At 59.7% G+C, this 22,904-nt stretch carries 19 protein-coding genes; 13 read left to right on the forward strand and 6 right to left on the reverse strand.

Going from position 1 to position 22,904, the window contains the following annotated elements; genetic code table 11:
* The first annotated feature begins 54 nt into the window (after positions 1–54).
* On the forward strand, positions 55–495 hold the full coding sequence (locus Enr8_RS14095; protein WP_146432563.1) for a hypothetical protein: 441 nt from the start codon (positions 55–57) through the stop codon (positions 493–495).
* A 40-nt stretch (positions 496–535) separates the two neighbouring features.
* Here the strand turns inward: Enr8_RS14095 and Enr8_RS14100 are convergent, their stop codons facing one another.
* The gene (locus Enr8_RS14100; protein WP_146432565.1) at positions 536–1,147 is read right to left on the reverse strand and encodes a hypothetical protein; all 612 of its coding nucleotides are present in this window, start codon (positions 1,145–1,147) and stop codon (positions 536–538) included.
* The gene (locus tag Enr8_RS14105) at positions 1,069–1,896 is read right to left on the reverse strand and encodes a YihY/virulence factor BrkB family protein (protein ID WP_146432567.1); all 828 of its coding nucleotides are present in this window, start codon (positions 1,894–1,896) and stop codon (positions 1,069–1,071) included. The genes Enr8_RS14100 and Enr8_RS14105 overlap by 79 nt, the downstream gene beginning before the upstream one ends.
* A gap of 309 nt (positions 1,897–2,205) precedes the next feature.
* On the opposite strand from Enr8_RS14105, the gene Enr8_RS14110 reads away from it, so the two are divergent.
* Entirely contained in the window at positions 2,206–3,021 is an 816-nt protein-coding gene (locus tag Enr8_RS14110) for a Spy/CpxP family protein refolding chaperone (protein ID WP_146432570.1), read from the forward strand.
* A gap of 233 nt (positions 3,022–3,254) precedes the next feature.
* Here Enr8_RS14110 and Enr8_RS14115 read toward each other — a convergent pair whose 3' ends face one another.
* Positions 3,255–3,740, reverse strand: a complete 486-nt coding sequence (locus Enr8_RS14115) for an FxsA family protein (RefSeq protein WP_186767653.1) — start codon at positions 3,738–3,740, stop codon at positions 3,255–3,257.
* Between the two features lie 223 nt (positions 3,741–3,963).
* Here Enr8_RS14115 and Enr8_RS14120 point away from each other — a divergent pair, with 223 nt between their 5' ends.
* The 9 genes from Enr8_RS14120 to Enr8_RS14155 all read left to right on the forward strand — a co-directional run bounded on the left by Enr8_RS14120 (position 3,964) and on the right by Enr8_RS14155 (position 14,771).
* Positions 3,964–6,138 (forward strand): serine/threonine-protein kinase, encoded by a 2,175-nt coding sequence (locus Enr8_RS14120; protein ID WP_186767654.1) that lies wholly within the window; start codon positions 3,964–3,966, stop codon positions 6,136–6,138.
* A gap of 185 nt (positions 6,139–6,323) precedes the next feature.
* On the forward strand, positions 6,324–7,265 hold the full coding sequence (gene cysK, locus Enr8_RS14125) for a cysteine synthase A (protein WP_146432577.1): 942 nt from the start codon (positions 6,324–6,326) through the stop codon (positions 7,263–7,265).
* Between the two features lie 425 nt (positions 7,266–7,690).
* Positions 7,691–7,828, forward strand: a complete 138-nt coding sequence (locus tag Enr8_RS25470; protein ID WP_186767655.1) for a hypothetical protein — start codon at positions 7,691–7,693, stop codon at positions 7,826–7,828.
* A 175-nt stretch (positions 7,829–8,003) separates the two neighbouring features.
* Positions 8,004–8,216 (forward strand): DUF4112 domain-containing protein, encoded by a 213-nt coding sequence (locus Enr8_RS26430; RefSeq protein WP_261342462.1) that lies wholly within the window; start codon positions 8,004–8,006, stop codon positions 8,214–8,216.
* Between the two features lie 83 nt (positions 8,217–8,299).
* Positions 8,300–8,563: a DUF4112 domain-containing protein gene (locus tag Enr8_RS26435; RefSeq protein WP_186767656.1), complete on the forward strand. Its 264-nt coding sequence runs from the start codon at positions 8,300–8,302 to the stop codon at positions 8,561–8,563.
* A gap of 196 nt (positions 8,564–8,759) precedes the next feature.
* A complete protein-coding gene (locus Enr8_RS14140) occupies positions 8,760–11,996 on the forward strand; it encodes an SHD1 domain-containing protein (RefSeq protein WP_186767657.1) in 3,237 nt (1,078 codons plus the stop codon).
* Between the two features lie 264 nt (positions 11,997–12,260).
* Positions 12,261–13,001: an ABC transporter ATP-binding protein gene (locus Enr8_RS14145; RefSeq protein WP_146432585.1), complete on the forward strand. Its 741-nt coding sequence runs from the start codon at positions 12,261–12,263 to the stop codon at positions 12,999–13,001.
* Positions 13,001–13,768, forward strand: a complete 768-nt coding sequence (locus tag Enr8_RS14150) for an ABC transporter permease (RefSeq protein WP_146432587.1) — start codon at positions 13,001–13,003, stop codon at positions 13,766–13,768. The genes Enr8_RS14145 and Enr8_RS14150 overlap by 1 nt, the downstream gene beginning before the upstream one ends.
* Before the next feature lie 85 nt (positions 13,769–13,853).
* Positions 13,854–14,771, forward strand: coding sequence for a cation diffusion facilitator family transporter (locus tag Enr8_RS14155; protein ID WP_146432589.1), 918 nt, complete (start codon positions 13,854–13,856; stop codon positions 14,769–14,771).
* Between the two features lie 283 nt (positions 14,772–15,054).
* Here the strand turns inward: Enr8_RS14155 and glnE are convergent, their stop codons facing one another.
* From glnE to Enr8_RS14170, 3 genes are all read right to left on the reverse strand, one after another.
* A complete protein-coding gene (gene glnE / locus Enr8_RS14160) occupies positions 15,055–18,195 on the reverse strand; it encodes a bifunctional [glutamate--ammonia ligase]-adenylyl-L-tyrosine phosphorylase/[glutamate--ammonia-ligase] adenylyltransferase (protein ID WP_146432591.1) in 3,141 nt (1,046 codons plus the stop codon).
* A gap of 81 nt (positions 18,196–18,276) precedes the next feature.
* On the reverse strand, positions 18,277–19,002 hold the full coding sequence (locus tag Enr8_RS14165; protein WP_146432593.1) for a class I SAM-dependent methyltransferase: 726 nt from the start codon (positions 19,000–19,002) through the stop codon (positions 18,277–18,279).
* A gap of 92 nt (positions 19,003–19,094) precedes the next feature.
* Entirely contained in the window at positions 19,095–19,631 is a 537-nt protein-coding gene (locus Enr8_RS14170; protein ID WP_146432595.1) for a class IV adenylate cyclase, read from the reverse strand.
* A 271-nt stretch (positions 19,632–19,902) separates the two neighbouring features.
* On the opposite strand from Enr8_RS14170, the gene pepT reads away from it, so the two are divergent.
* Both pepT and Enr8_RS14180 read left to right on the forward strand, forming a co-directional pair.
* Positions 19,903–21,138 (forward strand): peptidase T, encoded by a 1,236-nt coding sequence (pepT, locus tag Enr8_RS14175; RefSeq protein ID WP_146432597.1) that lies wholly within the window; start codon positions 19,903–19,905, stop codon positions 21,136–21,138.
* Positions 21,139–21,314: 176 nt separating this feature from the next.
* Positions 21,315–22,205, forward strand: coding sequence for a glycosyltransferase family A protein (locus Enr8_RS14180; RefSeq protein WP_146432599.1), 891 nt, complete (start codon positions 21,315–21,317; stop codon positions 22,203–22,205).
* Positions 22,206–22,904: the final 699 nt, after the last annotated feature.

Raw genomic sequence — 22,904 nt, forward strand, 5'->3', positions numbered from 1 at the left:
GCGTACGATTCCTTCGTTGTCGCACCTTTCTCGATTTCACATCCGGAAAACTGCATGTTTCGTTTCGCCGCCATCCTGCTAACGATGCTGGGGCTCGCCTTGGGCTCGACCAGCAATCTGGTTAGCGCAGCGCCCTTGTGTGCGGCGCCGGGCGAAACGAATTGTAGCTGCGGTCAGGCGACGTCCGACGCCTGCTGTCATGCAACGATCCCTACTTGCTGCAGTGCGACGGCGGGAAGTTGCTGTCAGCAAACGAGTAGCGAAAGCCTTGCGGCTCCCATTTGTAACGGATGCCCCTGCTGCTACGAACCGGTTGAGACGCCGCTGGCGCCTTCGTCGGCAAGCGAAACGCACCTGCCGATCGACTTGCTCGCTTGGACCAGTCCCGTTGCGGTCGCCCCATCGGCGGCGGCAGGTTCCGATTTACAATATCGCGTCGCCCCGTTCGCGACAGAAGTCTCTCTACAAGTTCTCCATTGTCGTTGGCGGAATTAAATCGAACGCTGCGCTGACAGCTTCGATTTTGAATTCTGACTTACGATATTCTCTTGGAGATACTTACGATGAAAAGCTTAATGGTTTTGGCTGCGCTCTTCTCGTTTTCGTTCGGGATGATTTCTTGGGCTTCCGCCGACGCGGCGCCGACCGCCAAAAAGTGCGAGTGCGTCAATTGTGCGTGCCCCGACTGCGATGGCGTCAATTGCTCGTGCGACGGCGATTGCAAATGCGAGAAGTGCGGTTGCGAAATGACGACCGACACGGCGTTGACCGCGACTTCCGCCGCCTGCCCGAACCGCCCGTGCGAAAAAGAGTGCCCGTGCGAAGCGGGTTGCGAGTGCTGTGACGGTGAGGTCTGCACCTGCACGGGGTGCGAGTGCACCGCTTGCGACTGCGCGGCGTAACGGCGTTTACGTCTAACAGCCTGCTGAAAAATGCCATCGTGGTATTTTTCAGCCTCGCCAGGCTCAGATCGCATCCCTGCGATCTCGCAGTCCGTTGAGAAAATCAACGGACTGCTAACCTTGGAAAGCCAATCGGCGCCCTTCTCTGCGGATGAGGGCGCCTTTTCTATTGCGCCGACTCGGATGCCGGCGGATAGGGTTCCGCCAGAAAGCGAACATACGCGCAGCCAAATAAGACGATCCAAATCGCATAGTACAGCCAGAGCATACTGGCGATCAAAAAGCCAATCATCCCAAACGTCGACATCTTGCCGGTGACGACGAAGATGTCGATCGGGATTCGGCAGATTTCCCACATGATGGTGCAGAGGAGCGCCCCGCGGAGGGCGTGCCAAAAGCTGACGCTGGTCCGCGGAAGTTGCCAAAAGATCAGCGTGATCAAGATCCAGTTGAACAGCAGACTGGCCCCGTATTGCGAGGGGAGGAAGACCGACAGTCCCCAGGTCGAGTCGCTCCGGATCAAGAACTGCTTCCAGGCGAACAGCAGCGCCAGGGCGGCAACGCCGATGAACCCCAGCACCATCACAAAGACGTACGCCCTGAGCCGATAAAACACGATCCTCCACAAGAGCTGTCGCCAGGTCTCGCTGGAGGGATATTCGAGGTCGAAGATCCGAGAGAAGGCCCGCTCAAGCCAGGCGAACGCTGTCGCCCCGAGCAGCAGCAGTCCCATCAGGCCAAAACCGATCACCGCGGTATCGCTGCGGGCGCCTTCGCGAATGAAGCTCATGAAGCTTTCGGCGGTTTCTGCCGAGCTTTCCGACGCGATCCAGCTTCGCAGCTCGACCCGCAAATCTTGCTCGGTGATCGATTCGCGTACTAATGTCCGTGCGGTGGCAAAGAAGACGATCCCGGCCAGCAGCATCCACATGTAGACGTAAAACGCAATGCAGGCTGCATATACGTCCGAATCACGGTTGGACGAATGCTGCATGGCGTTCCAGAATCGAACGCCCCAACGTGTGGCAATACGACGAATCACTACCTTCCCCGCATGTGGCGAAGCCCCTGTTTCCGCAGACTGGCATTATAGGGGACGCGGGCTTTTTCGTCGTCGCGGGTAAATTTCTAGAAACTTGCCGTAACTTCCGTAAAAGTGCTGGGTTTAAATAGTTCGTTGCCGCTGGTGGTCCTTCTGTGGGGGGCTGATCTGCAGCGACCCGAACCTCAAAAACCTCGGCGATCGCATGTCCCGCGATCGGCCAGCAACCTTTTCCCTTTGCTAACTGATTAGGAAACGAATATGAACGTGTGGAAGAAGCAGTGGTTTGCCTGCCTGACGGCAGTTTGCCTAGTTGCCGCGATGGCCCAAATCAGCGTCGCCCAAGGTCCGGGCGGTGGTCGCGGCGGTCGTGGACCTGGCGGACCTGGCGGACGCGGCGGTTTCGGAATGAACGCGACGGCGCTGCTGGGCAACGAGCAAGTTCAGACCTACCTGGCTCTGACCGAAGATCAAAAAGAAGAGCTGCAAACGATCAGCGAAGAATCGCGTTCGGCGATGCGTGAAATGTTCCAAGGCGGCCGCGACGACGAAGATCGCGAAGCTCGTCGCGAAAAGATGACGAAGATGATGGCCGAAAACGCCGAAAAGACCGTCGACGTTCTGACCGACGCCCAAAAGGAAAAGTTGGTCGCCATCATGTTGAAATCGGATCTGGCTGGCGCCCTGAACGACTCGATGGTCAAAGCCGAACTCGGCATCTCGGACGCCCAGGCTGAAGAGATCAACGAAGCTCGCCAGGAAGCGTTTGGCGAAATGCGGGAAATGTTCGCCGAGCTGCGTGACGCTTCGCCCGAAGAACGCCAGGAAAAGATGACCGAATTCCGCGAAGCGATGCAGGAAAAGGTCAACGGCGCCCTGACCGCCGAACAACAGGCCAAGATCAAAAAGTTGATCGCCATCGACTTTGAACTCGATCGCTCGCAGATGCGTGGCCCGGGTGGTCGTGGCCAAGGTGGCCCGCAAGGCCAACGTGGACAGCGCGGCCAACGTGGCCAACGTGGACCCGGCGGTCCGCGTGGCGGTGACAACGCCGAAGCGGACGACGACGCGATCTAGGTTTCGCGCTCGCTGTGACTGACAAATGAGAAAGCCCTTGCGTCGTGCGATGCAGGGGCTTTTTTCGTGGGCCGCTTGGTCTAGCAGTCCGTTGATTTTCTCGACGGACTGCGTGATCGCAGGGATGCGCTCCCAAAATAGCGACGTAAGTCGTTATTTTGGGAGCCGCGAAGAGCTATGCTCTGAGCCTGGCGAGGTTGGAAAATGCCACGATGGCATTTTTCAACAGGCAGCTAGTCTTCTTTTCGCGACTCTACCACGTACGACTCCAGGATCTCGCTGCTGCCGGGCTGCGGCGTCTGCGAAGCGGATGAGGCCGAGGTGGCGAACCCGTCGACGGTGGCGTTGGTCGTAACGTGAAAGTGCTTTTTTCCCCACGCGATCAGCCAAGCTTTGATCGGGGTGCGTAGGAAAGGGATCAGCAGCGAAAAACCGGTCATGTCGGTCAATATGCCTGGCGTGATCAGCAGCACGCCGGCCACGAAGATCAACACGGCGTCAAACAGCGAGTCGGTCGGCATGCGGCCGCTGGAAAACTCGGCTTGGATTTTTCGATAGGTCGCAAATCCCTGGCTCTTTGCTAGCATCGATCCGATGACGCCGGTCACGACAACCAGGGCCAGCGTAAACAGCGGATCGGTCGCGCTGGCCAAAAACAGCAGCAGCGTCAGCTCGACGAAAGGAACCAGGATGAACAGGATTAAGAGGATACCCAGCACGCAATTTCTCGCAAAAAATGGAAACGTCGTTTCCGTTCCCGTTTGTCCGGCAACTATTTTAGTTTACGACTCGGACGGAAAAGGGGGGAATTTGCCGCGGTCAGTTCACTGGCGCACGACGGCCCCCTAGAATGAATTCGCTACGAGCGGCCTGATCTTTCGCCTTCTTCGATGCGGCTAACGGATGAATTTGGAACGGACTGAACTGCAAACCGACACGGATATGAAGGCTTCGGAGGAATTGAGCCTCCGCAAGACGCGTCCCCCCCGGGAAATCCCCGGGTACTCGATCGAGCGATTTCTCGGATCGGGGGCCTACGGTGAGGTCTGGTTCGCCATCGCCGCCAACACCGGACGACAGGTCGCGATCAAATTTTACAATCATCGGGCGTCGCTGGAGGACAGTTTGATCGCCCGAGAGGTCGAAAAGCTCGTTTTTCTTTCGGCTGATCGCTACGTGGTGCAGTTGCTGGACGTCGGTTGGGATTCGGATCCGCCCTACTACATCATGGAGTATGTCGAAAGCGGCTCGCTGGAAGACCTGCTCAAACGCAATGGCCCGTTGCCGCCTGATCGCGCGGTCGAGATCTTCCAGGATATCGTCGTCGGTTTGCTGCATGCCCATGCGAAGGGGATTTTGCACTGTGATTTGAAGCCCGCCAACATCTTGCTCGATCAGGATGGCAAGGCCCGGCTGGCCGACTTCGGCCAATCGCGACTTTCGCACGAACAGAAGCCGGCTCTCGGGACCTTGTTTTATATGGCGCCAGAGCAAGCCGAGCTGAACGCCGTACCGGACGTCAGCTGGGACGTTTACGCGCTTGGCTCGATCTTGTTCACGATGTTGACCGGCAATCCGCCGTTTCGCAGCGCTAACGCGATCGGGCAGATTGACTCCGCCGCCAGTCTGACGGCCCGGCTCGATCGCTATCGCCAATGTATTGAGCAGGCCGAAATGCCGGTCGCCCATCGGGACGTGCCAGGCGTCGATCGCGAGTTGATCGACATTATCGACCAGCAACTGGCGGTTGACCGCAAGCGACGCTTTGCCAACGTTCAGGCGGTGCTGGATGCGCTGCAGGCGCGACAACGGAACCGCGATCGCCGCGCCTTGGTCTGGTTGGGCATGATTGCGCCCGCCGTCTTGCTGGCGATCATGCTGGGGTTTGGCTTTTGGGGGTATTCACAGGCGGTTGGCGATTCGGCGAAGGCGCTCGCCTCGAAGAGCTGGGTCAGTAATCAATTTGCGGCAGAGCTGGCCGCCACCAATGTAGCCCATGATATCGAATCGCTGTTTGACGATGCTGAGCGTTTCGCCGACCGACCGGACGTGCTCGCCACGCTCCAGGCGACCTTGGAAAACGCCGAGCTAAAAGATCTGCTGAAGCAGCTACGCGACCCGAACTTGGATATGGCGCGACGGGCCGAACTGGTTCATCAGTTCCAAGAGCATCCCGCCCGCGAGTCGCTGCAGGACTTGGTGATCCAGCGCTGGGCGGAAGGCAACGGACGTTACGCCAGCTGGTTCCTACTCGACAAATATGGATTTCACATCGCTTCGTCCGCCGGCAAGGCGGTCGATTCGCCGGTCGGCGGTTACTACGGGTATCGCTCATATTTTCATGGCGGCGAAGAGGATTTCGACCATCCGGCGATTGATCCGCGCTATCATGCGTCAGTGCCGCCGCCGAATGGGATTTATCCGACGGCGACCGACGACTCGCATCTGTCGGCGGTCTTTTTAAGTACCGCCAGCAACACCTGGAAATGCGCAATTTCGGCGCCGATTCGGGTTGATGGGGAGACGATCGCGGTGGCGTCGTTGACGATCAATGTCGGCAATTTCCCTCGGTTTGAAGGTTCGCCCCAGCAGTTTGCGGTGCTGGTCGACGAGCGCCCAGGGCCGCAAGGCGGGATGATCTTGCAGCATCCTCTGTTTGATGAGTTGCTGCAGCACGAGAGCCGCCTGCCCGATCAGTTCTGCGAAGACTCGAACCTGCGCGTGCAGGTCGATGCGTTGGCCGACCAGGAAGTATACGACTACATCGACCCGTTATCGCATGATCCCGCCGGGGCTGAGTTGGCTGGTCCTTGGATCGCCGCGACTGAGTCCGTAAAGATCACGCCGGGCAACGAGACCGAGCCGCGCTCAACGGGGCTAGTCGTATTAGTGCAAGAAAAGCAGGATTCGGCGGTCGGACCGATCCATTCGCTTGGTAAGAAGCTGGCGACGGCCGGCGTCAGCGCCATGGCGATCATCGCCGCGGTCGCCGGTTTGATGTGGGGAATTGTACTGCGGAGCGGGTCGCGAGGACGGAGCGGACGATTTCATGGAAGTGGCGCCAGTGCGACGCCGATCCATGATCAGGCGACGATTATCTTGCCAAAGAATCGTTGAAGCCGTACGCACTTTGTCCAGGTTGACATTATTCCACGATTCTCGTAGTTTGAGAAATTCTCTACTAGGCTGCCGGGGATATCCTGTAATGGGAGGTCGCACCAAACGGATTGCAGCGGCCCCGCCGGCGCTAGGCTAGCCTCGACCCAAATTCCACCATCGTTATAGTTTGGAAGGATAAAGTCATGCCACGCGGCAAGTCTTATGATAATGCTTGCGCCGCCATCGGCGATTCTCCGATGATTAAGATCAATCGCCTGGTGCCCGATGACCATGCGACCGTCTTTGCGAAGTGCGAGTTCTTCAATCCGCTGAACAGCGTTAAAGACCGCATTGGCTATGCGATGATCGCCGACGCTGAGCAGAGCGGCAAAATCAATCAGTACACCCACATCGTCGAGCCGACCAGCGGCAACACCGGCATCGCGCTCGCCTTCGTTTGTGCCGCCAAAGGCTACAAGCTGACGCTGACCATGCCCGAGTCGATGTCGCTGGAGCGTCGCGCCCTGCTTCGCGCCATGGGCGCGAATCTGTTGCTAACGCCTGCTGCTGAAGGGATGAAGGGGGCGATCAACGCCGCCGCCGAAATGGTCGAGAAGGAATCGGGCGCCTGGATGCCTGGGCAGTTCGACAACCCGGCCAACCCAGCGATCCACGAAAAGACGACTGGTCCCGAAATCTGGGCCGACTCGAGTGAGAATATCGACGCCATCGTCGCCGGCGTCGGAACCGGCGGAACGATCACCGGCGTCGCCCGCTTCATCAAGTCGAAGAACCCCGACTTCAAGGCGGTCGCCGTCGAACCGGCCAGCTCGCCGGTCATCAGCGGTGGCGGACCGGGCAAGCACCGCATTCAGGGGATCGGCGCAGGATTCGTGCCGAAGAACCTCGATACGTCGGTGCTGGACGAGGTGATCAAGGTCGATGATGAGGATGCGTTCGAATGGGGACGCCAGCTCGCCAAGCAGGAAGGGATCGTCGCTGGCATCAGTAGCGGCGCCACCATGTGGGCCGCCGCGCAACTGGCCGCTCGTCCTGATATGAAGGGCAAACGGATCGCTGTGATCATGGCGAGCCTGGGAGAACGCTATATCTCGACGCCGCTGTTCGGCGGATTGGACGGCTAGCTGCCTGTTGAAAAATCCCATCGTGGCATTTTTCAACCTCGCCAGGCTCAGAGCGTAGCTCTTCGCGGCTCGCAAAATAACGACTTACGTCGCTATTTTGGGATAGCATCCCTGCGATCCAGCAGCCTGTTGAGAAAATCAACGGACTGCTAGGCCGCTTTCCCTGCCGTTATTCTAGAAAACTGCTCTCAGCCGCGATTTCGATCGCGGCTTTTTTCATAAATTTTGGCTGTGTCGGGGTCTGGTTGCGCGCCCGCCCACCACTGCCGAGTCTCGCCAATCGCCCCGTTTGGCCGCACGTGTCGCAATTTTAAGTCGTTTCTGTGTAATGGCTTACGGGTGAAATGTCTCGAATTTCCGCGCCGTGGCATGCCGCCTGCGTTAAGCCCTCATCAGGAAACGAATGATCGCTGGGAGGCAAAACGATGATTCACAAATTGATGTTAATCGCATTGGGACTGACGCTGTTGGGCGTCATCCCTGGTATCGGATCGATGCGAATTCCGTCAGGCATATTCGGACTGGTTTTGGCGCTGATGGTCGCAGCAATCCTGTTGTTCTAGAGCGTTTTTCTGATAGCTGTAGCGTTTCTGGCGTTGGTGAGGCAAGCTGGTCAAGGCGACCGAAGCAGGCGAATCCTCAAGATTCGTCGATGCAGGTCAACGCCGACCAGCGCGGCCGCAACCAGCCACAACGATACAGATGGAGGAAAACCGCTCTAAGGAAGGCGATTCAATCATGTCGGCGGAAACAAACAAGACAACGAAGTCACCGTCGTCGCGGATGCAACGCTTCGTCGATCTCATGGAGAACGCGGTTCGCATACCCGGCACGCGATGGCGCGTTGGCCTCGACGCGTTGTTGGGGCTTATTCCAGGAGTCGGCGATTTCGTCACCGCGAAGGCGGCTTTCGTTTTACTATGGGAAACGCGTCGTTTAGCAGTCCGTTGATTTTCTCGACGGATTGCGTGATCGCATGGATGCGAGCCGCGAAGAGCTACGCTCTGAGCCTGGCGAGGTTGAAAAATGCCAAGATGGCATTTTTCAACAGGCAGTTAGGGATGCCGTTTCGCAAACGAGCGAAAATGGTCGGCTATGTTTTCTTTGACCTGTTGGTTGGCATCATTCCGTTCGTGGGCGACCTGTTCGACGCCGCCTACAAGTCGAACAATAAGATCTTGAAAATGTTGGAAGATCAGATTGCCGAACATGGCGACGCGACCGTGAACCCGGCGTCGCAAATGCGGGTTCCCAATTTCGTAAAGCAGGCATATTCCGCCCAGTCGCGACGCAAATAGCGGGAATTTCGCCAATGGCCATGTTGGTCGTCAATCGGCCGACAAGAGTCGGGCGAAATCGGCCGGTTTTCTCTTGATCTATCCGTCTTGAAAGCCATTTTGACCCGGCCCTGTCGATGGGTTACCATCGGTCGGGGGTGACGTGGCTAAATCGCCCCAAAGACGTTTCTTCTCTTCCGATTTTGGGGCAACATACGTGCGCGGGTTCATCCTATCCCTGCTGCTATTCGGTTTGACGGTTCCCGCGGCTGCGCGCGAGTGGCATGCCCGCGAAGGGGGCTTCTCGGTCAAGGCCGAGCTGGTCGATGTCCGCGACGGCGCCGCCGTCTTGAAACGAGATGACACCGGGCAGGAGATCGCGGTTCCGCTCGCCAAGCTGAGCCTGGATGACGTCCGATTTGTGCATGCCGAACTCGACCGTCTGACCAAGGCGATCAACGGGGGAATGCCGGCCGACGGCGCAGCGACCGGAGGCGGGTTCTCGCCACCTCGAGCCCCCGGCAGCGCTCCGAGCGGTGGCGCCGGCGGTGCTCCCGCCGCTGGAGTTGTGGGCAACCCTGCCCCGGTCCCCGCAGCCGCGATTCAAGAAGATCTGGGCAACTATCCCACCATGCCGCGGACCGACGCGCAAACGCCGCCGCTGGTACGCTCGGAGCAGTTTGAGTGGCAGGTAACCGTCGACGCCAATCCCTACGAGTTTATGCTGCCGCCTGAGAAGACGGTCAAGTCGACCTCGCCGCAGAAAAGCTATTCACTCAAGCCGCAGTTCGCAGAACATCCGAGCCATTTCGTCTTTTTCGCCGAAGGCTCGAAAGACTTCTTCGCCTACCATTTGCCGACGCAAAAGCTGGTCGGCAAGCTCCACTTCGAATCTTCGCTGTATAAGAAGATCGCGTATAGCGCAGACGGGCACTACTTCGCCGCCGAGGTTCGTAACGATACGACGCGCAAGACGGGGGTCCAGGTCTGGTCCTTCGCCACAGAACGTCTGGTGCGAACGATCACTCCCAGCAGCGACAGTTTTTATCTGACCGCGATCCGCTTTGCCGGGCCCGATCGGATTCTGATCGCCGAACCGAACGACCATGCGATCCGTTGTTACGACATCGCCAGTGGTCGCATGATTAGTCAGATTCGCGTTGGCAGCTTCTTCCAAGAAGCTCAGCTGGCCGTCAGCCCTGGCGGCGCCTATGTCGCCGTCGCGACTTCGACCGACAAGATGGTGCACATTTACGACCTGCGGACCGGGGTTGAAGCGGGCCAGGTCGGCGGCAAGGCGCAGCTTCCCGGTTTCGCTTCGCCGCAACTGGTCAGCTTTTCCCCCGATGGCGAAGAGTTGCTGCTCTACTCCAATTCTGGAGGGGGCAAGCACTTGATCACGTGGGACATGCGAACCGGCGAGAAAGGGGCCGAGTTGCAGTTCGACGAAGATCCTGGCCGTAAGGGGCCGGCGGGATTTTCTTATCATGATCGACCGATCGAATGGCGTCCCGATCGCAGCGGCTGGCTGATCGGCGGCTGGGTATTGGTGGAGCGGGGTTCGCCTGACATCGTCTGGATTGACGATACGCAGAAGTCGTCAAGCGACGTGGGCCAGCCGCGGCGGTTTGTCGACAACAATCGCCTGCTCGACTTCGCCAGCGACAGTGATCGCCGGATGACGATGGCCCTCACGGCGATTTCTAACGACACCATCGCGTCCAACCGCGAGATGATCGCCAGCGGCGCGACCGCTTTTGACAATGGATTGCCGCCGCTCACGCCGATCGTCGATGACCGGATTCAGGAGATCGTTACCGACATCCAATGGAAGTACCAGCCGGACGAGGCCCCAGCGGTTGCCGACGCGAGCCTACACGACGGCGCTCGAATCATCGCCAACTTCGCCCAGCTGGGGCAGATGGTGATGGCCCGCACCGCCAATCGCGCCTTGATCGGACTTCGCGAACCCGACGGCAATCGCCGCCAACGCGGCCTGACGACGATCGAAGAGCAATACTTTGACCTGGTCGATTTGCAGACCGGCAAGCCGCTGATGCGGACCACGCTGCCCTTTGCGACTCTTTTGAAGGCGGTCGATCCGACCGGCAGTTGGGGCGCTTTTGCCGACAAGGCGAACCAAGACCGCATCGATTTGTTCGACTTGGCGACCGGCAAGCCGGCGGTCGCGTTTCGCCCGTTTCAGAACAGCGATGGCGAAATCGCGACAATGGCGTTCGGTTCCGACAAGTCGACGCTTTGGGTCTTGTCGAAAAAAGGAGAACTGACGCAATGGAAGCTGCCGGAGTGTCGCGTCGTCGCCCGGCGGATGTATGGCGCTTCGACTCGGTTGCAAGCGTCCCCCAGCGGCCATACGCTCTGCGTCGCTTCGCCGCAAAAGATGGAATTGCTCGACGCCGACTCGGGGGCGATGCTCGGCACGCTGGCCAGTCCGGCGATCGAGAAGTTTACCGCCGCCGGCTACATGGCGTTCTCCGATGACGGCCGCAAGTTGGCGATGGCCTGCTATGCCGGAACCGATGCCCAGCGCATCCTCGTGTGGGACTTGGTCGCCAACAATGTCGACAAATCGTTCCCATTTCCCTACAAGCCGCTGGCGATCTCGTGGGGAGACGATGACGTGCTCTTGGTCAAAGCGTTCTCGAGGCTGCCGGAGCTGACAGTCGCGGCGCACCTGGTGGCGGTCCATCTGCCGTCGGAACGGATTGGTTGGAATTACCTGTTGCCGTTTGGCGGCGTCGGCTATCGCGGTTCGGATGGACGGCAGTGGTACGTCTCTGGCGACGCGAACCAAACCGATTCAACGGTCCGTGCGGTTCGTCTGCCGCAGCCGCAAGACGCCGAGCTGATTAACGATCTGCAGCCGCTTGCTCCGCTTCTTTCCAGCGGCGATCGACTGGCGATTCGCGTCGACGCCGAGATCCCCACGATCAACATCGAGCGGAACGAATTGGCCAAAGAACTGCAGAGTTTGTATCTCGCCAAGGCGATCAAGGCGGGCTACAAACCAGACCCCAGCGCCGGGCATGTGCTAACGATCGAAGTGCGAGAGAAACTGACGGCAGAGACGCTACGGTTGCGCATCATCGGGCGGTTCTCCGTCGAATCGATCCAGAAGACCGAAGTATTCGCCACGCTGCGGATCGCCAATGGGGACGGCAAGCTGATCTGGGCCGATGAGATTCGGGAAAAAACCGAAGCCGATCTGGCCCGCAAAGGAATTCCGCCCGGCGTCGGCGTGTCGGAATTCTTCCGCTTGCAGCAGTGGCGCAACGTGCTGCAATGGATTGAAGATGCGAAAGTTCCGACGGCGATTTTCGACGCTAGTTCAATCACCGGCGCCGGCGTCTCGGTGATGACGGTCAACGGCGTCGAGGTGCGGACGAATTTGAACATCCCGGTGAATAATCAGCCGGGCGATCAGGCGATCTAGTCTGGCACGCAGCACTGCGTGGCGATGCGGTCGAAGGAGTCGGGGCTTGTCCGTAGCAGACGAAGAGAGTCGTGAAGTTGCGCCTTCCTCCCCCATGGTGCGCGTCTACGTGCTGTTCGTTCGGCGCGTCGCGCAAATCGACGCGGCGCCACGCAGGTCTAAGTTTCAAGAGGCGAGGAATTTGTTTCCCACCCTCTCGTCAGCTTGGCGGACTAACCTACACTGGTAGAGACTTGCTCTGATTGCCGCGTACCGGTTTCCCAAATGATTCAACTCTCCGCCGTCGCCAAGAGGTTCGCCGATCAGCAGGTGATCGCGCCGACCGATCTGACGATTGAGCGTGGGCAGTTCGTGTCGCTGGTTGGGCCGTCGGGTTGCGGCAAGTCGACCCTCTTACGGCTGATCGCCGGGCTCGAGTCGGTCTCCAGCGGCGATCTTACCATCGACGAGCAACATCCCGGCAAGACGCAGACGGCGTTCGTCTTTCAAGATCCAACCCTGTTGCCGTGGCGTACCGCGCAGGCCAACATTCGCTTGCCGCTGGAACTGCTGGGGTTGGCCGATGGCGAGCATTTGGCGAAGATCCCGTCGGCGATTCAGCTGGTTGGGCTACGTCAGGAAGATGCCGGCAAGCTTCCGCGGATGCTCTCGGGCGGGATGCGGATGCGGGTGTCGTTGGCTCGGGCCTTGGTGACCGATCCACAGGTCTTGCTATTGGACGAACCGTTTGCGGCGCTCGATGACATCTTGCGACAGCAACTCAACGAAGAGCTGCTCTCGATCTGGAAGCAGCGCCGCTGGACCGGCGTCTTTATCACGCACAACGTCGCCGAGGCGGTCTTCCTTAGCCAGCGGGTGTTGGTGATGTCGGCCCGGCCGGGGCGGATTGTTGCCGATGTGCCGATCAAGTTTGACGCTCCCCGCGACGCCGACCTGCGAGCTTCGGCCGAGTTCGCCGCTACCTGCGGCGCTATCTCGCATCACCTCCGCACAGGAGCGGCCTGATGCGCGAGACCCTACAACGAATCTTGTTGCCGATGGTCACGCTGCTGATCGCACTGGCCATCTGGCAGGGGAGCGTCTCGCTGGCGAAGATTCCGCCCTATCTATTGCCGAGCCCTGCGGCAGTTGGTTCCGCGTTTTGGAATAAAGGGAGCGCGCTCTGGTTCGGTTCGCTACTGACGGGCGCCGGCGCACTGGCCGGCTTTGCGGCGGCGGTCGCGCTCGGAACGTTGGTCGCTCTGGTCTTTTCGCAATCGCGCCTGATCCGGCTCAGCGGTTATCCCTACGCGATCTTCTTTCAAACGGTGCCGATCGTGGCGATCGCTCCCTGGATCGTCACGCTGACCGGCTATGGCCTGCCGAGCGTGATCGTGGTGGCGACGATCATCAGCTTGTTTCCCATCATCACCAGTACGACGACCGGGCTGTTGTCGGTCGATCGCGGGCTCGACGAATTGTTTCGCCTGCATCGAGCGTCGCGGTGGCAGACGCTTTGGAAACTGCAATTTCCCGCGGCGATCCGTTACCTGGTCACCGGCATGAAGGCGAGCAGCGGCTTGGCGGTGGTCGGCGCGATCGTGGGCGAGTTCTTCGTCGGATATAGCGGCACGCAACATGGCCTGGGTTATTACATTCGCAGTTCCAGCGACAATCTGAAGACCGACGAGCTGTTCGCCGCGATGATCTGCTGCACGCTGCTGGGGGTGATCGTGTTTGTCTCGATCAACTTGGCCGAACGTTTTTTTCTCCGCCGCTGGACGCAAGCGTAGTGCGATACGGGGGAGACCGCATTTCCCTCGCTCGCGCTTCGGGCTACGATTGAGATTCCCCAGCTTGCAATAGGTTGTTTCGCCCTTGAATCCTTCGTCTGGCTCTTCGCCCGCTCCTCTCTACCGCAGCGCTTCGCGCGCCGCCTGGTTCGGGCTGGGCGTGAACCTGACGTTGGGAATCGTGAAACTGGTGGGCGGCCTATTGGGTAGCTCGTTCGCGCTGATCTCCGACGCGGTTAACTCGCTCGGCGACTCCCTCACTTCGATCGTCGTCATCTATGGTTTGTGGTACGCCCAGCGTCCGGCCGACGATGAGCACCCGTATGGGCATACCCGGGCCGAGGCGGTCGCCGCGTCGAACGTAGCGATGTTGATCTTCATCTCGGCGATGTTTATCGGCTGGGAAGCGATCAGTCGGTTGGGAAGCGAGCACGCGGTTCCGCCGGTCTGGACGATGTGGATCGCGGCGGCCAATATCGTGATCAAAGAGTCGCTCTTCTGGTACAAACTGTCGATCAGCCGCCGCACTGGGTCGCTATCCATCGCGGCTAGCGCATGGGATCATCGCAGCGACGCTCTCTGTTCGCTCGCCGTGTTGATTGGTCTGGCGGTCGTCCGCTGGGGCGGGCCTGACTACATGTGGGCCGACGAAGGCGCCGCCTTGGTCGTGGTCGGGGCGATCTTGCTTAACACGGGCCGCATCTACCGGCAAGCGACCAGCGAGTTGCTCGATCCGCAAGCCAGCGACGAATTGATCCAGCAGATTCGCGCTGCCGCCGAAGCGGTGCCCGGCGTGCGCGCGGTCGAAAAGCTATGGGTGCGTAAGACCGGGCTCGAGTTTCTCGCCGACATCCATATCGAAGTCGACGCCCAGCTAACGGTTGACGCAGGGCATCGGATCGGCCATCAGGTTAAGGACAAGCTGATCCAGCAGTTCGTGCAATTGCGAGACGTGCTGGTTCACTTAGAGCCTTACCCACACGAGCATTCGGGCGACGCTTAGAGCGGTTTTCCTCCATCTGTATCGTTCTGGCTGGTTGCGGCCGCCTTGACCAGCTTGCCTCACTAACGCCAGAAACGCTACAGCTATCAGAAAAACGCTCTAGTATGCAAAGGCGCTTGGCGCCGCGTAAAGCTTTTTGACGCCATTCGTCCGATCGACGAAACTTCACAGGCCAGTGGTGAGATCCGTCTGCCGGTTGAGGTTCGCGACAATCTTCGTCGAAGTCAAGTTTTTGCGCAGCAAAGAGATTGCAGATCGCAAAACTACTTTGGGATCGAACTAGCTACGACGAAGCAGGCGCCAGTTGGGCCGCTTCGCTGAAGATTCGCTCGAATCGGCGCCGCGTTTCGCGGGCCAGCTTGCGACACTCGCGCAGCAGTTGGGCGCCGTTCATGTCGCCCAGCAGGTAAGCGAGTTTCGCCACTTCCAGTCGCTCTTTCGGCAAGTCATGCCGTGCGGTCGTATTCATCAACCGCAGCCGAGCTTCGACGATCCGAAAAAAGACGTACGCATTATGAAAGTGTTCGTGGTCGTCGTCGGCCAGGCGTCCCGCGTCATGCAAGGCGCTGAGCGCATCGATCGTGTTGGGCTGCAGCGTTTCGGGTTGTTCGCTGACGCACGACAGCTGCAGCATCTGCACGACAAATTCGATGTCGACGGTGCCGCCGGGGCCGCGTTTCAAGTTGGCGATGGTGGCGGTCTCTTCCATCCGCCGCCGCATGTCACGGATCTCTACGGCGTACTCCGGCTGCCAGGTCTTCGCCACAATCACGTTGCGGATCAGCTCTTTCGCTCGCTCGCCGGCGGCCGGATCGCCATGGACGGGGCGCGCCTTGCAAAGAGCCTGGCGTTCCCAAAGTTGGCCCACGCCTTCGACATGGTAACGGTAGAACTCGGCGAACGAGACCGCCAATGGTCCATGCTTGCCGGTCGGGCGAAGTCGAGCGTCGGTTTCGTACAGTCGTCCGTATGGGCCCAGCTCGCTGATCGATTTGATGATCCGCTGCGACAGCTGACCGAAGAAATGTTGGTTGCTGGTCGCACTGCCAGGACGGCCTTTGCCGTTGACCGGATTGGTCTGCCCTTCCCCTTCGTACAGGAAGATCAGGTCGAGGTCGCTATGGTAGTTCGGCTCACGACCACCCAGCTTGCCAAGTCCGATGATCACCATCTCGCAGCGGCGATCTTCGGGCAGCCATGGTTCGCCAAACCGCTGACTCAGATAATCGTATTCGCGCGCGACAATCCGCTTCAGGCAAATGTCGGCGATGTCCGAGAGGGTCTCAAGCCGCGCTTGCAGGTCTTTTTTGCCCAGCATGTCGAGCACGCCGACCCGCAAGTGCATCAAGTTCTTGAAGCTGTGCAAGATCGGTGTGATGTCTTCGGCGCCGCGGCAAAGTTCGGTCAGCGTCAGGTCGAGCGTCTCGCGCGTCGGCAGCTTGTCGAGCATCAGCGAGTCCATCAGCTCGTCGATCATGCCAGGGTGGCTGATCAAGATGCTCGATAGATAGGGACTGCCAGCACAGAGCCGCACGTACAGGTTAAGCGTCGCCGGATTTGCGCTGAACAGCTCCCACAAGATTCCCTTGCCGCCAAGCGAGTCGCTGACCTGCGCCAGGTTGATCAGCGTCGAGTCGGGGTCAGGCGTCGTCGAGATCGCTTCGAGCAACTGGGGACTGATCGCCGCCAAAAAGTGACGACAGCGCCGCGTCGAGAGAAAGCGAACCTTCTCGGTCGTGAGCGCCATCAGGTTGTCGTAGGCGTTCTTGGGGTGATGGAACCCGTAGCCGGTCAGCACTTCGTCGATCATCTCGTCGCCTGGCTCGGGGTCGAGTACCAGGTCGATCGTTGGCGCGGTGTCGTCGTCGCCGGGAAACGCATCGTGCAGCAGGTGATCGAGAATCTTGCGATTCAGCTCGGTCTTTTCGGCGTAGTCGTTCTGGAAGGCGACCAGGGCCGATTCCTCTTTGCCATGCTCGTAGCCCATGCGAAGAGCCACCTTGGTCAGCTCTTTCTCATCGCTGGGCATCGTATGAGTTTGCAGGTCGAACATGATCTGCAGCCGATGTTCGAGCTTGCGGAGGAACGCGTAGTTCTCTTCCAGGATCGTCCGCTCTTGCAGCGTCAAGCAACCGGCGCCTTCCAGCGCCGCGATCGCTTCGAGCGTGTTGCCGGTCCGAATGCCGGGCAAGTCGCCGCCGTTCAGCAGTTGCAAGAACTGAATCACGAACTCGATATCGCGAATGCCGCCGCGGCCCGTTTTGACGTTGGTGTCGTCGGTCGTTTCGCGTTCGGCCCGCTTTTCGATCCGCCGCTTGAGCGCCTTGATGCCGGAGATGTCGGCGCGGCTGAGGTAGCGACGATAGATCCAAGACTCGAGCTGCGTCAGCAGTTCTTCGCCCAGGTCATGGTTGCCGGCGACGCTGCGGGCTTTGACGAACGCCTGACGTTCCCAGGTCCGTCCCAGCACGTCGTAGTAGTGCAGCGCGGATTCAAAGCTGACGACCAGCGGCCCGCGACTTCCCTCCGGGCGCAGTCGCATGTCGATGCGATAAGGTGCGCCCAGTTCGGTTGGTTCGCCGAGCAGTTTCAGGACGCGTTGCGAAAGGCGATCGAAGAACTCGCCATTGGAGATCTTCTTTTCGCCGTCGGTGGCGCCATGCTCGTCATAAATAAAGATCAGATCGACGTCGCTGGAGTAGTTCAGCTCGACGCCGCCCAGCTTGCCCAGCGCCAGAACGACGAATCGCGCTGGCCGGCGTCCGCCGGGTCCCGAGGCTTTGACCATGGGGCGGCCATACCGCGGTTGCATCAAGCGGTAGGCGGCGGCGACGGTCGCTTCGAGCAGCGCGTCAGCCAGGTACGAGATCTGCCGCGTCACGATGCTGATTGACTGTTCGCGGATAACATCGCCATAGGCGATCCGCAGCGTCTCGCGCCGTTTGAAGCGGCGGAGCGCCGTCATGATCGCTTTTTCGTCGTTCAGCGCTTTCACCTCGCAGACGACGTCGTCGACCAGCATCTGCCGGGCGATCGGCTGGCCGTCGGTGATGCGAAGCAGCTCGAAGCTTTCCGGATCGTAGATCAATTGATCGGCCAGCGCCTGGCTGGTCGCGAAGATCCGCAGCAGCGTCTCCAGTGATCGCAGGTCCCGCTCAAACAGGCTGGCCATCGACAGCGGGCTACGGCTCGCCTGGAAGAGCCGCTCCAGGTTGTTCAGCGCCATGTCGGGATCGCTGGAGCCGGGCAACAGCCGCTCAAGCTGGTTGAGCAGAAAGACGACCAGATCGGGCGAAATCGGATGCCGGGCGATGCTGCGGACGTTCTCGCTTCCCCGCTGGATATCGGCGATGCGTAGCTGCCTAAGCCAAGAGGCCAGGGCGGCGTCTTGCGCGAGTAAGTCAGAAAGTTGATCGATTTCCATAGAGCCAGGCGACGACAGTGGGGGACGCAAAATTCTATTCTAGGCCAGACCCGGCAAGGTTGGTAGTCGCAACGTAAATCTTTATTGCGAAGGGGCTTCCGTCTTTTTGGGGGCCTCTCTTGGGGCGTCGTCCCGGGCGTAGAACATCATATGTTGCCAAGGGAGGCCGTCGAACTGCTTCGCCAGGCGAAATCCATTTGCCGTCAATTCTTTGTTGACCTGCTCTTTGCTCATCTTGTGCAGCGGCTTGATCGGCACGTTGTCGTCTTCGGCTCGAAACTCGACCAACACCACGAGGCCCGTCGGTTTGAGCGACTGGCGCATCGCGGCCAACATTTGCTCGGGGTGTGAGAACTCGTGGTAGACGTCGATGCAGAGGATCAGATCGACCTGACCTTCCGGCAGTTTGGGATCGTGGACGTCTCCCTGGATCCGCTCGATGTTGGTCAGCTCGGCTTCCTCGGCCCGGGCTTGCAGCAGCCGCAGCATCTCGGGCTGGATATCGACCGCCAGCACCTTGCCGTTCTCGCCGACCGCTTTGGCCATCTTCAGCGTGTAAAAGCCGTTGCCGCAGCCCATGTCGCACGCAGTCATCCCTGGCTTCAGGCCCAGGTTTTTCAGCATCGTCGTGCAGTCTTCTTCTCGTTCGCGCGATTCCCGGATCAGCCACGGAGCGCCAAGATAGTGCATCGTCTGCGCAATCGTTCGGCCTTTGTATTCGGTCAGCGCCGGCGGAATCTCTTCGGCCTGCAGCGAAACGCATGAGGCGAACGACAGCGACAACAAAACGAATAGGCGAGATGACATGCGATGCTCGGCGGAAAAGACGTATGATTGGCTAATTGCCAGGATAGTTGAAGACTTGAAGCACGTCGACGACAACGGCCAGTTGGCGCAACTCACTCGTCCGCTGCTCGGCGAACCTGCGATGATTCGAACAAATCCAAATAAGCCCCGTCGCACAAATCGGTGCGGCGGATGGCCAGGCGGTCCATCAAGTCTTCGGCGATGATCGCTCCTTCCGCTTCGGATTGGTCGTCGCGGAGGACGACTTCCAGTTCCATGTAGTTGCCCAGCTGTTCGACTTCGTCCAAGTGGACCCGCGTCTGGCCTACCAAATAAAGCGTCCGCCGTTTGCGAACCTCGCCCAACTCTCCCAGGACCGCCGACAAGATCCGCCGGATTCCTGCCGGGTCTTCGGTGACCGAGCGTTCGTAGGTCGAAGTCTTCGGCCCTTCCAAGTCGTCGCGATGGTAGTAGATCAACTCCGACTCTTCGCCGTTGATCGTCCGCAGCTTCAATCGCCCGTGGTGGGCATGAAAGAAGACGTCGACTTGACTGAGCGTCCAAGGTCCTTCGGTCGCGATCTGCGCCGCCAGTCGACGCAGCCGTTGCATGTCGGTCACGTGGGCCTTGATTTCTACGTTCCGCGCCATGTCGCCCCCCCTTTCGCAAGAGACTTTGTAATGCCGCAGTTGATCGTCGCCGCTAGTAAAGCATACATCAATAACCCTGGGGGCTCACTGTTCGGATTGGCGCCGTTTTCTGGTGAAATCGGGCCTCTTTCGATTATACGGGGCCATCTTGCCCCTATCTTGCGATACGGCGCATTGCCGTTCCGCTCGGGGATGGTTGTCATTTGCTGCGCCGCCGGGTGAAATAGAACTTCTTCCCGCACACATTCGCTTCTCCTCGAGATTGGTCTCCATGACTCGCAAACGCCTGCTTGATCGTTTTCTCCGCTATGTCCAGGTCGACACGACCGCGGGTTCTCCGGGCAAGGAATACCCCAGCTCCAAAGGGCAATTGAAGCTCGGCAAAATGTTGGCGGACGAAATGCGGGCCTTTGGCATTTCCAACGCCGAGCAGGACGAGTTCGGCATCATCTACGCCGAGCTGCCCGGCAATGTACCGGACGCTCCAGCGGTGGCGTTCTGCGCGCACTTGGACACTTCGCCTGAGACGACCGGCGCGAACGTCCAACCGCAGGTCATCCAGAATTACGAGGGAGGCGATATCGTTTTGCCGGGCGACGCCACCAAGGTGATCCGCGAAAGCGAGAATCCGGAACTGGCCGATTTGCATGGCTGCACGCTGATCACCACCGACGGCACAACGCTGCTGGGCGCTGACGACAAGGCGGGCATCGCCGTGATCCTGGAAATGGCGGAGCGGCTGATGGCCGATCCACAGATCCCCCACGGGCCGGTCAAGATCTTGCTGACCTGCGACGAGGAAATCGGCCACGGCGTTGACCATGTCGATCTGAAGCGGCTGGCGGCCGACGTTTGCTACACGCTGGATGGGGGCGGCGCCGACGAGATCAACGCCGAAACCTTCTCGGCCGACCTGGCGGTCGTCTCGATCCATGGCGTCAACATTCATCCCTCGATCGCCAAAGGGCGGATGGTCAACGCATTGCGGGCAGCCGGCATGTACCTCGATCGTCTGCCGCGCGACATGATGTCGCCTGAGACGACCGAGGGCCGTCATGGGTTCATCCACCCGGTGCATGTCAGCGGCGGGGTCGCCGAGGTCGAAATCCAACTGATTCTCCGATCGTTTGAAACCAAAGAGCTGGAAGGTCACGAAGACCTGCTGCAAGCGACCGCCCGCAGCGTCGAGGCCGACCTGCCGGGCTGCAAGCTGACGGTCGTCACGTCGCCCCAGTACCGCAACATGCGGGAAGGGCTGGAAAAAGAGCCACGGGCGCTCAACTACGCCATCGAGGCCCACCAGCGGCTATCACGCACCCCCAAGCTGGAAGTCATTCGGGGCGGCACCGATGGTTCGATCCTGACCGAACAAGGTTTGCCGACTCCTAACCTTTCGACGGGGCAGCACAATCCCCACTCCCCTTTGGAATGGGCCTGTCTTGATGAAATGGAGAAGGCAGTGGAACTTTTAATCTCCCTGCTCGGGGTCTGGGCCGAGAAGAAGTGATGGCGCCGCTAGCGACGCTTACACTCTTTCCCCCGGCGTCGAGCGTTTTTGGGTGAAAACAGGTAAACTCGCGTGCCCTTCGGTTCCGAAGATTCATCACGTGAGCATGCCGGCAGTGTTCACGGCCACCCCTGATATGCGACGCGTTGCGTCGAAGCCGGAAGGAATGAATATCTGTGCGACTCTCGATCATCATCCCGGCGCTGCATGACGCGGCGCTGCTTGAAGAGACGATGCTGTCGGTGCTCGAAAACCGCCCCGCTTCCGCCGAGGTTGTTGTCGTTCATAGCGGGTTCTACACCGACCCGTACGAACTGGCAGGCGAAGTGAAGTTTGTCGAAGCTCGAAGTGTAGTCAGCGAAGTTCAATGCTGGCAGGTCGGCCTGGCCGCCACCAGCGGCGAAATCGTCCACCTCCTCTCGTCCGGCGTCGTCGCCACGGCCGGCTGGGCCGAAGGTGTGCGTGCCCTGTTCGCCGATCCAGCCGTGGCGTCGGTTTCGCCGGCCCTTCGGACGGGCGACCAGATCGCGTCGATTGGCGTCGCGGCCGACTCGCTCGGCTATCGCCGCTTCCTGCCGCTGGCCGAAGGCAAATCGCTGGTCGGACCAAGCCGCCTGGCTGGGTTCTATCGCCGCAGTTGGCTCGAGCCGCTGTTGCCCGCCGCCGCGCAGCTCGGTGACGAAGCCGCCGATCTCGACCTCGCCTTTTCGCTGAAGGCCCAAGGTCTGATCAGCCGGCCGACCGCAGCCTCGCAACTGATTGTCAAAGAGCAGTCGTTGGTGCAGCAGCACGATTACGCGTCGGCCGCTGCCGCCGAACGGATTCGAGTTCGCCACCCGCAGCAGTTCGAGACGGACGGCTATTGGAACCAAGTGATCGCCCAGTCGCTCAAATCGCTGTCCAACCCCAAGGCGGCGATCGGCGTGCTGCTGGGACACCTCAGCGGCGCCCGCGGTCAGCGTCCGGTCCAACTGGAGCCGGCCGACATCAAGGCCGATGACTCGCCGGCGACGATTCGCATGCCACAGCACGGCGGCACGTCCCGCAGCGACCGAGCCGCCGCCTAAGTGGCTCTACCACCAAAGCAATCCCTCGACCCCACCTGCGCCCGCACGCAGGTTTTTTTCTGCGCCGAGCAAAGTCGCAAAATTTCTCAATTCACGCCCGCGTGCCACGGCTCTGTGAGCCGTGTCTTGATGCGGCCATTCAAGCTCGCCCCAAAACGGGTACGGACTGGACTGCAGCGTTCGTTTTTTTTGCGTCCCGTTTCGCTCGATTGCTTGACCTGTCTACTATTCGGACCAACACCAAAAGTGGACTCCGCCCGCGAAATTTGTTCTTCCGCCGCCAAGCGACGCAGCTCTATGGGAACCAGCGCCGAAAGTTCAAAGCCCCACAGGAATGACCTAAGTCAAACCTGGCTCACGCTTTTCGCTGGGATCTCGGAAAACTGGACCGGACGATTCGCTTTTTTCGAACCGCAGTGGACTCGACCGTTCGTTTTTTTCGCTCGCTTCTTCGTTCAGATCGCGCGTCCCTTCCACGCGCAGACTGGACCGGACCGCACTCATTTTTTCGCCGCTTGGTGGACTGGACCACGACCAATTTTTTTCGCGTCGACGGCGGATGCTTACCACGATCATGTCGTGTCGTGACAACCAGACTCAATGCTTCACGTCCGAATCGAACGCCCCAAACGAAGTCCGCGGAGCATGCGCGACGACCTTGTAGTCGAGCGGAAATCCGTGCGCTTTGTCAAGGAACAA

The sequence above is a fragment of the Blastopirellula retiformator genome (assembly GCF_007859755.1).
GTDB lineage: Bacteria > Planctomycetota > Planctomycetia > Pirellulales > Pirellulaceae > Blastopirellula > Blastopirellula retiformator.